This window comes from Sphingobacterium haloxyli (assembly GCF_002980525.1).
GTDB classification, from domain to species: domain Bacteria; phylum Bacteroidota; class Bacteroidia; order Sphingobacteriales; family Sphingobacteriaceae; genus Sphingobacterium; species Sphingobacterium haloxyli.
Genome location: NZ_PVBQ01000018.1, coordinates 71,353 through 85,381, shown reverse-complemented (window position 1 = coordinate 85,381; position 14,029 = coordinate 71,353). Strand labels below are relative to the sequence as shown.

Annotated in this window: 10 protein-coding genes and 2 tRNA genes; 2 read left to right on the top strand and 10 right to left on the bottom strand. The window is 43.6% G+C overall.

Translation table 11 applies throughout. The features are described from left to right. Positions 1–189: 189 nt before the first annotated feature. Positions 190–1,245 (bottom strand): PLP-dependent cysteine synthase family protein, encoded by a 1,056-nt coding sequence (locus C5745_RS17605; protein ID WP_207795840.1) that lies wholly within the window; start codon positions 1,243–1,245, stop codon positions 190–192. Positions 1,246–1,397: 152 nt separating this feature from the next. Here C5745_RS17605 and C5745_RS17600 point away from each other — a divergent pair, with 152 nt between their 5' ends. Further along, positions 1,398–1,856, top strand: a complete 459-nt coding sequence (locus tag C5745_RS17600) for an Lrp/AsnC family transcriptional regulator (RefSeq protein ID WP_105718323.1) — start codon at positions 1,398–1,400, stop codon at positions 1,854–1,856. 198 nt (positions 1,857–2,054) lie between these two features. After that, positions 2,055–2,696 (top strand): DUF6266 family protein, encoded by a 642-nt coding sequence (locus C5745_RS17595; RefSeq protein WP_105718322.1) that lies wholly within the window; start codon positions 2,055–2,057, stop codon positions 2,694–2,696. A gap of 37 nt (positions 2,697–2,733) precedes the next feature. Here C5745_RS17595 and C5745_RS17590 read toward each other — a convergent pair. The 9 genes from C5745_RS17590 to C5745_RS17550 all read right to left on the bottom strand — a co-directional run bounded on the left by C5745_RS17590 (position 2,734) and on the right by C5745_RS17550 (position 13,949). Then, positions 2,734–2,808, bottom strand: a tRNA-Val gene (locus C5745_RS17590). A gap of 19 nt (positions 2,809–2,827) precedes the next feature. Continuing rightward, positions 2,828–2,902, bottom strand: a tRNA-Val gene (locus C5745_RS17585). 199 nt (positions 2,903–3,101) lie between these two features. Then, positions 3,102–4,817, bottom strand: a complete 1,716-nt coding sequence (locus tag C5745_RS17580; protein ID WP_105718321.1) for a GMC oxidoreductase — start codon at positions 4,815–4,817, stop codon at positions 3,102–3,104. A 27-nt stretch (positions 4,818–4,844) separates the two neighbouring features. Further along, the gene (locus C5745_RS17575) at positions 4,845–5,360 is read right to left on the bottom strand and encodes a gluconate 2-dehydrogenase subunit 3 family protein (RefSeq protein ID WP_105718320.1); all 516 of its coding nucleotides are present in this window, start codon (positions 5,358–5,360) and stop codon (positions 4,845–4,847) included. Between the two features lie 21 nt (positions 5,361–5,381). After that, positions 5,382–6,809 carry a glycoside hydrolase family 140 protein gene (locus tag C5745_RS17570; RefSeq protein ID WP_105718319.1) on the bottom strand — a complete coding sequence of 476 codons (1,428 nt, stop codon included), beginning with the start codon at positions 6,807–6,809 and terminating at the stop codon, positions 5,382–5,384. Between the two features lie 32 nt (positions 6,810–6,841). Continuing rightward, entirely contained in the window at positions 6,842–9,175 is a 2,334-nt protein-coding gene (locus tag C5745_RS17565) for a glycoside hydrolase family 3 C-terminal domain-containing protein (protein ID WP_207795839.1), read from the bottom strand. A 34-nt stretch (positions 9,176–9,209) separates the two neighbouring features. Then, positions 9,210–9,923 (bottom strand): SGNH/GDSL hydrolase family protein, encoded by a 714-nt coding sequence (locus tag C5745_RS17560; RefSeq protein WP_105718318.1) that lies wholly within the window; start codon positions 9,921–9,923, stop codon positions 9,210–9,212. Positions 9,924–9,938: 15 nt separating this feature from the next. Beyond that, positions 9,939–12,461, bottom strand: a complete 2,523-nt coding sequence (locus C5745_RS17555; protein ID WP_105718317.1) for a hypothetical protein — start codon at positions 12,459–12,461, stop codon at positions 9,939–9,941. Positions 12,462–12,467: 6 nt separating this feature from the next. After that, positions 12,468–13,949 (bottom strand): L-fucose/L-arabinose isomerase family protein, encoded by a 1,482-nt coding sequence (locus C5745_RS17550; protein ID WP_105718316.1) that lies wholly within the window; start codon positions 13,947–13,949, stop codon positions 12,468–12,470. Positions 13,950–14,029 lie beyond the last annotated feature (80 nt).

Sequence of the window (14,029 nt, the reverse complement as noted above, 5' to 3'; positions counted from 1 at the left end):
TCTCAAACATCAGGTCCTCCGGCACTTCCAGCAGCGTATCGTCCTCCGATTCAGCAGAACCGTCTACAAATTCTATATTGTCTGATGACAGCAATGTATCAGTCTCTTGTCCGCCAACAAATAGCGGAATTATCCAGACTAACCATATGCAGAACTTACCTACTCTTTTCATATATTTTGGCTTTTGGATTATATAAGGGGCTGTTTCAGACGGCTGATCGGATGAAACCCTTCAAATTGCACTTCGGGAGCAATAAAATGCTCTAGGACAGCTTCTTCTTTCACTAAATCCGTACTTAGATATTTTTTATTATCATCGCAGAGCAATGTTACCACTGTTGCATCTGGACCCAATTGCTCTTTTAGCTTGATAGCACCTATAACATTTGCACCCGACGATATTCCTACGGCCAGTCCCAGCTGCTGCGCCAACTTTTGCGCCATAACAATAGAATCTCCATCCGACGCTTGGATCACCTCGTTCAATTGATCGAGCTTAACAATCGCCGGAATAAACTCATCAGAGATCCCTTGAATACGGTGCGAACCGACCTTGTAACCCGTTGTTAAGGTGGGGCTCTCCGCCGGTTCTAATGGATGTATTTTTACCTCAGGATTAATCTGGCGAAGGTAACGACCAACCCCCATCACTGTTCCGCCAGTCCCAACCCCGGCGACAAAGGCATCAGCTACCTTTCCTATCGACCGCAGTTGCATAGCAATCTCCCGGCCCGTTGTTAATTCATGCGCTTCTGCATTATATTGATTTTCGAATTGACGAGGTAAAAATACACCTCCCGTCGCAGCCAACTCTTCACTCAAGCGGATACTACCTAAGAAACCACCTTCCTCTTTAGAGATCAACTGTATATCCGCACCCATACTCTTGATGATATCGATACGTTCTTTACTAAGCCAGTTCGGCATAATAATTTTCACTTGATGTCCTAAAGCCTTTCCAATAGCCGAAAAAGCTATTCCCGTGTTCCCACTGGTCGCCTCCACAATCATATCATCCGGGCGAATTGCACAGTTCATATATGCTTTATATAGAATATACAAGGCCATACGGTCTTTAATACTCCCAGTCAGGTTATAGTTTTCACATTTTACGTAAATCATACCTGGCTTCCCCCGATACACATAGTGCAATTCCAGCATCGGGGTATTTCCCACTAAGCACCACAAATGTTTAAACTTACTGTCCAGTTTTGGCGACAGACATTCACTGATTACCTCTTCCATAATACAATACTTATCTCGCAAAATTGACACAAAACAAGATATTATTCAACCACAATCGTTAACTTCGGAAAAACTTATCGAAAATATAGCAAAAACAATAAATATTATCGATATATTTGGTTTTTGAATCTTAAATCAAGAAAAACGTGGCTATGGAACTTGACAGCGTAGACAAAAAGCTATTACGCCTCTTACAAAAAGATGCCTCTCTGAGCAACAAAGAACTATCCTACCATCTTAACAAATCTATTGCGGCCGTTCATGAACGTGTAAAGAAGCTTAAAGCTAATGGATATATTAAGCGTACGGTTGCGATACTAGATCGTAAAAAAGTAGGCATTGACCTCATTTCTTTTTCGCAGGTATTTTTAAAAGCTCATACCGCGGAAGTCCTCAACGAGTTTGAAAAAGAAGTTGCCAAATTTCCCGAGGTCATGGAGTGCTACCAAATGGCAGGATCATATGATTTTATGTTACGTATTGCCACGAAAGATATGGAAGCCTATCATATGTTCCTACGCCATAAGTTAGCCGTGCTACCCCAAGTAAACACCGTACAGACTTATTTCGTGTTATCGGAGACAAAAAGCGAAACGGCTTATCCACTTTAAGAGGATAAAGTAGTTCACAAATAGCTAGTAATATTAGAGATTATTAAGAGTGAATATAGTGGTTTAATAGAGGGTTTATAGAGGTAAATCACTATTATTACACTATTTTATTACTTTATTATTTTGTTTTAATTACTTTAACTGTTAACTTTATAAAGGCGGGCATCATGCTCGTCTACACATTTAAACGTTATACATATGGCAGTTCTTAAAGGTGGAATAAACGGACCTTTCTCCGGTAGAGTTGGGAATATTGTAGGCTATGAACTAAATGGCCAAGCGATCGTACGCAGTCTCCCATCCCGTCCTAAACGCAAGCCGACCAAGCTGGCTGCGCTAAATCAACAACGGATGAAAGCGGTTTCACAGTTTCTTCGCCCAATTAAACCAATTATCAATTGGGGATATAAGGATTTGGCTCCTCCGGGGAGTCGGATCGGCTCTTTTCAGCAAGCACAATCCTATACATTTAAAAATGCATTGGATTACGATGGGGACAACAATAATACACCCTATGTCAACCCCGAAAAGGTACTGTTGTTCCGAGGAGAAGAACAACCACCGAAGAATCCGCGGGTACGACGCGAAGGAAACGCATTGGTTTTTGAATGGGATCCGTTGTATGCCGGGCGCCATGACGAAATATTTGTCGCAGCCATTTACGATGGAGCCCATACATTCGATTTGTTAACTTCAGGGCCTGATTTATCAGCACGCTCCTATACATGGGAACCTTTTGGTAGCACGATGATGGGAAAAGTTCCATTTCACGTTTACGTCGGATCCAAAAACACATTTACAGATAAGTTATCCGATTCCGTTTATCTCGGGGTGGTGTAGATAATAAAAAAGCATCGAGAAATCGATGCTTTTTTTGTGGGAGATACTGGGTTCGAACCAGTGACCCCCTGCTTGTAAGGCAGGTGCTCTGAACCAGCTGAGCTAATCTCCCGAGGTTCTCATATGTTATGTGGAGAATACTGGGTTCGAACCAGTGACCCCCTGCTTGTAAGGCAGGTGCTCTGAACCAGCTGAGCTAATTCTCCAAGCCTGTTGCTTATAGCGTGTGCAAATATAGGGGTAAAATCTGATTTGCAAAATTATTTTTCGATATTTTTTATGATGGGATAACAACCCTTTAGTTACCAATTATATAATTTCGCGTCTATTTCAGTCAGAACAATTACGGTTTAAACACGCGCTCCCTATATAGCCGGATTCGTTATGACAATCCGACTCATTTAATTATAGAACACCTTTTTTCATTAACGTAAACGCATAATCAACAGCTCTAGCTGTCAGTGCCATGTAGGTCAACGAGGGATTCTGTGTAGCAGTGGATGTCATACAAGCACCGTCAGTTACAAAGACATTTTCACAGCTGTGCAGTTGGTTCCATTTATTGAGCAATGAGGTTTTGGGGTCGTGCCCCATACGCGCTCCCCCCATCTCGTGGATATCATTTCCGGGGCGGCGATCGTCGTTTCTCGTTTTAACGTTCTGGAATCCGGCAGCCTCAAACATCGCTGTCATCTGCTCAAAATAGTCTGCTCGTATTTTCCAGTCATTGTCGTCATATGCTACATCGATATGCAGCAATGGGACGCCCCACTGATCCTTTTTTGCCGTATCGAGCCAAACTTTGTTGCTTTCTTTAGGAATAGTTTCAGCCATCATATGCGAACCTACCCGCCAATTTCCCAGTTTTGAATGCAGTAATCGATTTTTCAGCGACACGCCGACACCGGAAGTATCCGTAGACGGGTTCCTGCTGGCATTAAATGTCGCTGCCCAGCCCCGTAAGAAATCGGTTTCCTGTCTGTAAACATTGCGGAATCGGGGTATGTATCCCCCTCCGGCTGGATTTCTCCCATCGGTACGGTATGCCAACTCACCATCGTATTCGCCGGTTATGACCGCCGTATAACTGTGGAATGCGATATACTTACCAAGCAATCCATTATCGTTTCCCAATCCATTAGCAAAACGGTTTGAAATCGAGTTAAGAAGAATCAGGTTGCTGTTCAAGGCGGAGGCATTGACGAAAATCACCCGGCTATAAAAATCGATTGCTTCCTTGGTGTTGGTGTCAATTACCCGCACCCCTACCGCCTTGCCCTTTTGCTCATCATATATAATGGATTCCACGACAGAAAACGGCCGAAGCGTCATATTACCCGTTTTCTCTGCCCAGGGCAACGTAGACGCGTTGCTACTAAAATATCCGCCAAAGGGGCAACCTCGCTGACAAAGAACACGATTTTGACACTGGACACGTCCCTGTTCTAAATGGATGGGTGCCGGTTGAGATAGATGGGCACATCTCGCACTTATTACATGACGGTTATCGTATTTCGATGCTACGACACGTTTAAAATGATTCTCTACTGCGTTTAACGGATAAGCGGGCAAAAAGTCCCCGTCAGGAAGCTCAGCCACACCATCCCGATTGCCTGCGACACCAATGAAGCGTTCTACATGATCATACCATGGGGCGAGATCACGATAGCGTATCGGCCAATCCACAGCAAACCCATCTCTGGCCGGGCCTTCAAAATCAAAATCGCTCCACCGTTGCACTTGCCTAGCCCATAACAGTGACTTTCCTCCTACCTGATATCCCCGTATCCAGTCGAATTCCTTCTCTTGAATATAGGGGTGCTCATCATCCTTGACAAAAAAGTGTGCGGAATCTTCTCGATAAGCATAACAGCGATTGGCAATCGGATTCTTTTGCTTATCTTCATAGGGCATTTCTAACCGATGCTCAAACTCATAAGGATACATGTTGGTTGTCGGGTAGTCCTTTACATGCTTTACATCCCGTCCTCGTTCTAAAACCAGTGTCCGTAACCCCTTTTCACAGAACTCCTTGGCCGCCCATCCGCCGCTAATTCCCGATCCGATCACAATAGCATCAAAAGTCCGTTCCTTTATGCTATCTATGTTGATATTTGCCATTCCTTAAATTACGTCCTTTATATTTATTCAAACTTTTGCATATCCGTTATAGCGTCCGGGAACTAGTTCGTATATCAGCTTATTTTTCATTACATACGCCGAATTCAAATATCCCTGTATAGCTCTTCTTTTTGTCATCATAAAAAAGCCAGACAATGGATGTGCCTTATCTTTTTCGATATCCATCAGGTAAGATTGTCGTTGATCCGAGCTAGCAAGCAAAAAAGACTTTCCGACAGTATCGTTCATCTCCTGATCCCAATCCTTCAGTCCTTGAACAAAAACCTGCTGGTCTTCTTCGCTATGGCAATCGTCAATCATTTTTAGTACAAAAAGGTGTAGATGAAGTGTTCTTCCTCCCGGACTATCGGTTTCGGGTATAATGGATTCCACTATTTCGGCCAGGAGATTTTCTTGCTCCGCATTAATATGCAGTTTACGTAGGGCGATAGAAGCTTTATTCGCCCTTCCCCAACATGATGGAAACAGTACTATTCCGCCTGCTATGAAAAATAATTGCTTTAGAGCTGTTCTACGTTGCATATGTTGATTCTTTGAAAAACGCTACTTCTTTAATTCCAAAATTAGAAGACAATCATCCATCGCAGCTGGCGGATTGAATTCCACAGGCCCGTTTGATACTACTTTTTCTTCATGTTGTATCTCACCATGACGAGGGTCAAACCAACTGACTTTATAAACGGTGTCGGCAGATAAGGACAAATTCAACACAATCGCTTGATTAACTGGCGTGTAGACACATACACAGGACTTATCCGCATTCGTCGCTGCCCTGATGTGTGATGTCCCGTGCCGGTTAATACCATAAATTAATGATTGATCCGGAATCCGGGTTGAAAAACCCCAACGTTCCATAAAAAACCGAAGATGCTTTATTTGTTCGGCGCCCGGCCTTGTGATTGCTTCCTGCCAGGTATACAAACTAGGAATCACCCATTTCTTCCCTGTGCCTACAAATTGCCATACGGCGTTATTCCCGTAGCTAAATCCCATTGCCCCCGACAAAAGCCCCCAATATGCCTGTTGGCGCACGTCTTTATCAGTAAAAAATCCTGCCTCGAAATAATCCCTGTTTATGATTATTCCCGACGTATCGAATACCGATCCGATAAGTTCCTCTGGTGATCTTTTTGATAAGTATTCCCAGAACTTTATAGGAATATCTTCGTAGGCCGGTTCCGCGTCTAGAAACGGCTTTTGCGGATCTAACAGACGGTGTGCCTCTGCATATTGATAGCCGGGTATCGATCGGCGGGCATGGCCCGTTTGGTACATATTAAAATCCAGCCAAGTAGATTTATGAAACCAATAAGCAGAACTGCTTTCTCCAGCAGGATGATAACTTATCAATTGCTTGACATCACTGCCTGCCCGGACTCCTTCCGCTAGCTTATCCCAAATAAGCCTTGCTTGATCATTATCCACATTACGGTCTCCTCCGAGTACCCAGATAATGGGTTTATCTTTATAGCGGTCACCAAGAAAGTTACCGTATTGATAGGCATTTTTAGGCGTGAAGATATAAGAACGCTTACCATCTCTTGCATTTTGAACATTATTCCCCCAGGTAGGTAATATCGCTAAACGAAGTCCCAAACTTTGTACCTTGTTGATGACATAATCCACATGTTCAAAGTATCGAAGGTTAGGCTTAGCCGGATCCTGTCTGTACAATGGAACTTCACCATAGGCATTAGGTAGCGTCAATCCTTCATGTTCCGCTAATATTACCGTATAGATAACGGTGAATCCTTGTTTCATCCGCACCGTTAAATAATGATCTACCTCTTCTCTATTTAATTTATGAAATAATTCCCATGCTGTGTCGCCAATCCATATAAATGGTTTTCCTTCTGGCGTTTGTACATAGTTTTTCGATGGTGCGACAACGAGCTGTTGGGCACTACCCACCTGCACGTGGACAACGATCAGCATACATATAGTGATCCAAACCGGTTTAATTATTGCCATTCTCTTTTTGATCCTCTTTATTATACTTATGATTACGGTTTAACGGGCCGCAATATATTTATCGGTACCTGCGGAATCAACGATTTACTTACTTTTTCCGTTATCTGCGATTTCGCTAAGCGGAATTTGCCATTTGCTACTATAGTATCGGAGGACACCGCTATCATCAAATCATAAACACCCTTTTCTGCCACCCAAGCAGAAGCGCCCGTATCAAACGAAGAAAGCATACGAGGGGTAATCTCAAAACGAAGCGTTTCGCGCTCACCGGGTTGCAACAATCTCGTTTTCGCAAAAGCTTTCAGTTCCTTTTCGGGATGTTCCAATTTACCTGAAGGTGCCGTTGCATATACCTGGACGACCTCTTTTCCCGGATATCGACCTGTATTCTCCACCGTAACCAGCAGTGTCGCACTTCCCCCTTTTCCTTTTTCAATTTTGAAATTAGTATAGGTAAAGGACGTATATGAAAGTCCAAAACCAAAGGGAAACGATGTTGGAACACGAAATGTATCATAATATCGGTAACCTATATAGATATCCTCTTCATAAACAACTTCTGTTGGATTCCCGATAGGGGTACCAGGGAAGTTTTTGGCAGACGGAGCATCGGCATAGCGTACGGGAAATGTAGTGGGGAGTTTTCCCGAGGGGGTAAATTTACCACTGATTAAATCCGCAACAGCGTGCCCACCCTCTTGGCCAGATTGCCAGGTCAACAATATACCATCTACTTTATCCTTCCAAGATGCCGTTTCCACAACACCACCAACGTTCAGTAGAACAACTACTTTTTTACGTTGAGCATGGTATGCATCCGATACACGATCGATTAATGACAGCTCCTCGGTTGTTAAATTAAAATGATCGACATGACGGTCACCACCCTCACCAAAGATGCGCATAATCGTGATAATGGCCATATCGGTTTCCTTGGCGCTTCTTTCAATTTCATGATTATCCCACGCTAATTCACTTAAAATGCTATCCCTTGGGGGCATGGCCGTTATGAGGCTATCTGCCTTATCCCGCAAGGGCTTTCCTTTTTCCAGATGGCTCGTATATTTTTTTTCTAAAACCGGATCTAGTTTAAATCCGGCCTCCTTCAATCCTTCCGCGACAGACACGGCATGCTCATAATTGACCGCTCCGCTCCCTGTTCCACCGGGCAGATTTTTGTAGCTATAATTGCCAAACAAGCCTATTGATGTAGATCCGGCTTGGATAGGCAACGTATGCTGTTCATTTTTCAACAAAACCATACTCTCCCGCGCTACCCGTCGTGCGACTTCCTTACTCTTTTCAAAATCGGGCTTCTCCGTATAGGGATAATCTTTTACCGTACCTGTTTTTAATGCTACGTTGAGTATATTTTCTATATTTTGGTCGATTACGTCCATACTAAGATTTCCGTTGCGCAATGCATCTGCAATCGTATCCGTCCATACTTGTAACCCCGGCATCAGCAAATCATTATGCGCTTTCATCTGTTCAACCGGATCGTCTCCCCCATACCAGTCCGTTAGCACAAAACCATTGAATCCCCATTCTTTTCTCAGGATATCGACGAGCAATTCTCTACTTTGCGGCGTATATACACCATTTATTTTATTGTAAGAGGACATGACTGTCCAAGGTTTTGCTTCTTGTACCACGATACGAAACCCTTCTAAATATATCTCCCGCAATGCGCGCTCGGATACGATGGTGTTGATATACCGTCTGCTCGTTTCCTGATTATTGGCTGCAAAATGTTTTATAGAGGCTCCTACGCCTTGGGATTGTATTCCTTGCACATATGCTGACGCCATTTTACCTGTCAATAAAGGATCTTCGGAATAATATTCAAAACTCCTCCCGCCTAACGGATCCCGATGAATATTCATGGCAGGGGCCAGTAAGATATCCACGCCATATTCAAGCGCTTCGTGTCCCATGGCTTCCCCTATTTCCCTAGACAGCGAGGTGTCCCATCCTGAAGCCACCAATGTGGCAACTGGAAAAGCCGTAGCGTAATACGTTTGGCTGTCACCTGAACGTCTTGGCGCAATACGTACACCCGCCGGCCCATCAGACAGATAAATGGGTGGTATCCCTAAACGCAGAAAAGGATAGGTATATCCACCTACTGCTACAATATTTTTCTGTTTTTTGCCCGGCAAGGCGGTTGGATAGACTTCCCGACGTTTTGCTCCCGTCACCATCAAAGCCTTCTCGTCTATCGTCATCGCCGCGATAACCTCTTTTAAAGGGTCTATACCAAATTGCGGGTACTTTTGTTGGGGCAAAGCCTCTTGCATAATACCGATTAGCCCAAACATGATGGCGATGAAATAAAATCCTATATTTTGATTATTCTTTTGCATAATTTAGTTTTCTTCTAAGTACTTCGTCGGTATCTTATCTTTTTAAAAGCTTAAAAATTTCATTTGCGATCAACTCATGCCCTAAGCGATTAGGATGGTTAACGTGCGACATGAGCGGTGCTATCGTTCCCTTGTCTTTAAATACGGATTCAAACGCCGTGTAAGAATCAGCAACGGGCAATCCATATTTTACCGCTAACTTTCTAACTTGCTGGGCATGCTTGCTCAGCAGATTTCCCGTATTTCCCATATCTTGCCGCTGATCGGGCGACGGTGTGAGTAGCACAACCGATTTGTCTTGTGCTTTTGCCTCCCTAATCATTTTTTCCCAGGCCACATGCGCCCGTTCCAAACCCAATCCTAAATCATTCAGCGCGTAGTCAATAAATATCACATCCGGCCGATGAGGCAATACATCGGATGTGAACCTGGCAGCACCTTTTTCAGCATGTTCTCCACCAATCGATGTGGTAATGATGTTAATCACCGCTTTTGGGTATTCTTTCTTTAGCAGACTAAGTAGGATATAAGGATAAGAATCTAACGTATGCACTTCCTGATTCGACCAATAACCAGATGGAACGGAATGTCCATGGAAAACAAGATTTATCGTTCGGTTATGCGGAAAGACCTTCGTCAGCTCCTGTTTCAGTGCTGCGAGATTATCTATAGCGCCTTTTTGTGCATTGGCATTGATAGCCAAGCACATAAAGAAACAAAATGTATAAAAAAATACTTTCTTCAGCATTGTGTATTCATTTAATCACCACGCGACGGTGACATGCCCCGTCACATCTTTGATTACAAAATGGTACCCGTATTTCGGGTCCCCCAATTCAAACGTTTGCTGTCCCCTCTTCCACGGATAGCCTGCGTTGAGGTACGCTCTAAAATTTTCGGCAGTGATATTCTCTTCCGGATAGATTCGAAGTGTCGCGTTCTTCAATCCAGCTATCCGAATTCTCCTACTGATTCCCAATTCGCCCGAATGCATCTCTTTGGATGATACGATTCCGCCTTCTTGCTCTACAAAAACACGAACCTCATTGTGCCAAGCGGTCGGGAGTTGATAGGTGGTCATACCATTTTCTATTTTGCTATCATACCCATGTAATATGGGAGCTCCTTGTGGAAATTTAAATTTTTGCACTACCGTTGTATTTGGAGCATAACCCGAAAAGAAAAAGCCATTGTGACTGCGCGCAATACTGAGCATGGGGCTCTTGATGGAAATATCATCTTTTTCAAAGGAAAACAAATAATCAAACTCTTTCAAGGCGTGGCGTGCCAGTTTTGGACTAATCGCCCATTCTTCTGGATTGTCCGGCCGCAAAAGCATCCCTCCTTGGAAACTACTCGAATTTGTTCCTCGGATATACACCACTTTACCGCCTTTCCAATCCGGTAGTGATCTCGACCATACTTGATCTCGCTTCTCATTTCCTTGCATAACATGTACCAAACGCTTCGTATAGAGATCTTTCGTATTGGCAATAGCGGTGCGCATACTACCGCCTGAGAATAGCGGATTGTGTTTAATATTCGTAGGGGTATCGTCCTGCACCTTATCGAGTTCGATATGGCTGGTTAAGCGAAAATTGCCTTCTAATCCGCTCATATTTTTAAGGTTCAACAGGTCTTTAAAAGCGTCGCTGGCTCGATCCGCAGGTCCATATACCATAACTTGTCCGCCGTTTTTAATAAACGTTGTCAACACATGCTCCTGCTCGGAACCTGCATCAGGAACGATGGTCAGTATAATGGATTCTCGGTAATAGTCAGGATCCGATTTCAACAACTTCGCAAAATTGGTCGTCGATGTGATCGTGTTTAAAGGCAATCCGTGGTTGATCGCTTGCCTGATAAACCAATCGCCATAGTATATTTCCGGTAACAGCTCCTGCTGCTTTTTTGCCCAATCGTGATATTCGTCAAACGGATATACCCAGACCAAGGGTCCGGCAGCGGTGGGTGAGTCTTCCCGACCTCTTAAAATATGGGGAATTACTTCATTGGGAACGACATCCGGAATGTTTCCGAACGAATCATCAATCGTCAAAAAGTTCAAGGTAGTAGGAAGGCCAACTTGGCCTTTTTCGTCAATCCGAGCTACGGACATCGGCATGTAGATATCGTGCGGAAAACGCCCATACCTATCCAACCAAGGGCTATTCAGCCACCACGGATCGTGGGTATAAAACCGATAGACATAACGATCGTCCGGCAAATCGGCAATATGGGACATATACCCCACCATCTCCAGTCCAAAATCACCATCAATGGCTGCCCAAGGAGAATTTGGCGGCGGCAGGATATCGAATCCCGACTTGTATATGGCCCTCAAATCCACCCCATCCCGTGCCAGATCGATGCCAGTAGAAAGATTGGAGCCTCTGGTCTGGATTTCGAAATCAGGGCACTCCTTTCTGAATAGCGTCCAAAAATTAATAATCTTTTGGCGCGTATCTTCCAATTTTTCTTTTAAAAAGCCTTCTCCTGTAAAAACCGCTCCGGTAGAAGACCAAGGCTCTACACCAAATCCGAACCCATTGCTTAACCAAAGAAAATCAAAGTTCAAATCTTGTAGGAAATGCTGGCTTTGTTTACCAAAAAAGGTTCCAAATGGTGTTTGATCTGGTATTCCGTTGGGATACGCCGCGTACGAGACGTCATCCGCATGTAATACCGCATAACAACTGACAAATGATTTGTGCCCCATGGCGTTGCCTTCCAATATTTCAGGATGCCGTACATATTTAAATTCAGATTTAGCAAATTCAGGCCCCGGATCAAAGGTCGCACCTATTTTTATCTCCTTGCCCGTTAATTTTCTGCCCTTTTCGCGCAAGATTTCGATAATCAACTTCAGACCTGCATAGGAAAAATCGGGCGGGTTGTCCATATAAAGATACGCCCGCTCGTGTAGGGAAAGTTCTTTCGGGCCAGCGCCTATTTCATGATTCGTGTTGGGATTTCCGATGTACTTCGCCCACTCTAGCGATTGATCGAGTTTTCCGGTATATTCCAATATTTCTGAGCCATCGGATATCCACAGCATAACAGAAACGGTATCTGTATGAACCAATAAGTTCGCCCATTGCCTAAACATGTGTTCTGCTACCTGCTCGATATATGCTCGATCTTTCTGCTTAAATGGTTTCAACGATGTCTCCAACGTGATATTTTGAAACTTTACAGGCTTTTTGGGATACTTCTCCAGCCAGGAAACAAATAGCATGTAGAGCGGAAATAGTATAAATGCCAGATAAATTTTTGAGCCCTTCATATTTTTTTATTTTACAAAAACAGTTTCTATATTAAGGTATCTTCCGATCTTTAGGATGGTTTCTGCATGATGCCCTATACCCAATGCAAAATGATGTGTAGGCCCTTCAGCAACCCAATTTTTCAAAAATTGACGTATATCTTCTCCAAAGAATCCACGTGTATTGGTATTGCCGGTCGGCGGTATAGGTCCTGCAACAGATTCACCTTCCGCGACGATGAATTTGAACCGCCCATCAAATGTAGAGCTGATGCTTAACATGGTAATCGGCCCTTCTTTAATTTTAAATTCTACGCCTGCCCCAAACCCCGGTTTACCATGATATTTTTTTAGGCTTCTTAATATCGGCTTACCCTCTGCAATAGTAACATTGTGTGGTCCATCATGACCAACCAACACAAAATTTTCGTTGAAATCTACTGGATGAAATTCTGCAAAACTACCGCCGATACCCAGTCGATCCATTACCATCATCGCTACGCAGGTTTTAAGATCAGATTCTCCACACATTGGAAACCCCGCTGCAGTAAGAAGAGAATTTCCAACAATCAAGTTTGACATGACGAGTTGCTCCATACTTTGTGCAGCACCTTCATAATAATAAGCCAGGCCATCTAGTTTCTTCGTCGCTACAAAAGCTTTCAACGCTAACGACACTCTTGCTGCTACTTCCAGATCGGCAGGTTTAAGCTTATCCGATATCGGATCGGAAACCGGATCGGGGGTATCAAAGAAATCCAGTATAAATTCCTTTTCTCTTTCCAGATCGATCACATCGACCTCCTGATATTGCTGAATAATCTCATGCGATTCACATTGCACCACGTGCAAGCCGAAATGGGCGGTCAGCATAGTCGAGTCGGTGTGCATGTCCAACATCGCTTCTATAGGGTGTCCAATATGTCCGATCCTGGCATTCTTCAAGCTGTGCAATACATTAGCAATGCGACAGTATTTACCAATCTCATCCACGGCTTCTGCATCATCATATAACGTCCCGATAATAACATCGGGTACCGGACGCCCCAACCGCACGGCAACTCCTGTAAATTCAGGCAAGGAACAAATATCATCGTTAAAAAGCTGCTTATAGGTAGACGCCTGTTCGTAATTAAGTGCCTTATCAGGTTGTAGTGCTACCAAGATTAATGGTACTTGGATGTTCTTTACTATTGCTCCGAAGGTACTCGAAGTAGCATAAGTAAGCATATCGCAAAAAATAAGATCCAGATCGGCACCCAAGAGCCTGGGGACAAGATCATACGCCGATTGCGCATCATCTACCATACCGAAGTCGACGACTTCGACATCAAATTGCTCCACCATGCTCATAAACACGGCTTGTTTCTCCTGCATATCAGCAAGCAGTCCATCAAATTGTGCCCAATATTTAACATATCCTACACCAAAAACTCCGATACGCGCCTTGCCTACTTTCTTTGATAGTGGTTTATAGAAGGCCGTATTTGAATCCAATTTTATTTCCATAATTATAGTTTATACTTAACGCACTAAGTTATTTCACTTCAAACATAATCATTAAATGATTATTTCACAAAAAAAATCCA

Coding starts and splice junctions, on each gene's coding strand:
- C5745_RS17550 (WP_105718316.1), bottom strand. CDS start 13,949: ATGGAAATAAAATTGGATTCAAATACGGCCTTCTATAAACCACTATCA.
- C5745_RS17560 (WP_105718318.1), bottom strand. CDS start 9,923: ATGCTGAAGAAAGTATTTTTTTATACATTTTGTTTCTTTATGTGCTTG.
- C5745_RS17605 (WP_207795840.1), bottom strand. CDS start 1,245: ATGGAAGAGGTAATCAGTGAATGTCTGTCGCCAAAACTGGACAGTAAG.
- C5745_RS17600 (WP_105718323.1), top strand. CDS start 1,398: ATGGAACTTGACAGCGTAGACAAAAAGCTATTACGCCTCTTACAAAAA.
- C5745_RS17580 (WP_105718321.1), bottom strand. CDS start 4,817: ATGGCAAATATCAACATAGATAGCATAAAGGAACGGACTTTTGATGCT.
- C5745_RS17575 (WP_105718320.1), bottom strand. CDS start 5,360: ATGCAACGTAGAACAGCTCTAAAGCAATTATTTTTCATAGCAGGCGGA.
- C5745_RS17595 (WP_105718322.1), top strand. CDS start 2,055: ATGGCAGTTCTTAAAGGTGGAATAAACGGACCTTTCTCCGGTAGAGTT.
- C5745_RS17555 (WP_105718317.1), bottom strand. CDS start 12,461: ATGAAGGGCTCAAAAATTTATCTGGCATTTATACTATTTCCGCTCTAC.
- C5745_RS17565 (WP_207795839.1), bottom strand. CDS start 9,175: ATGCAAAAGAATAATCAAAATATAGGATTTTATTTCATCGCCATCATG.
- C5745_RS17570 (WP_105718319.1), bottom strand. CDS start 6,809: ATGGCAATAATTAAACCGGTTTGGATCACTATATGTATGCTGATCGTT.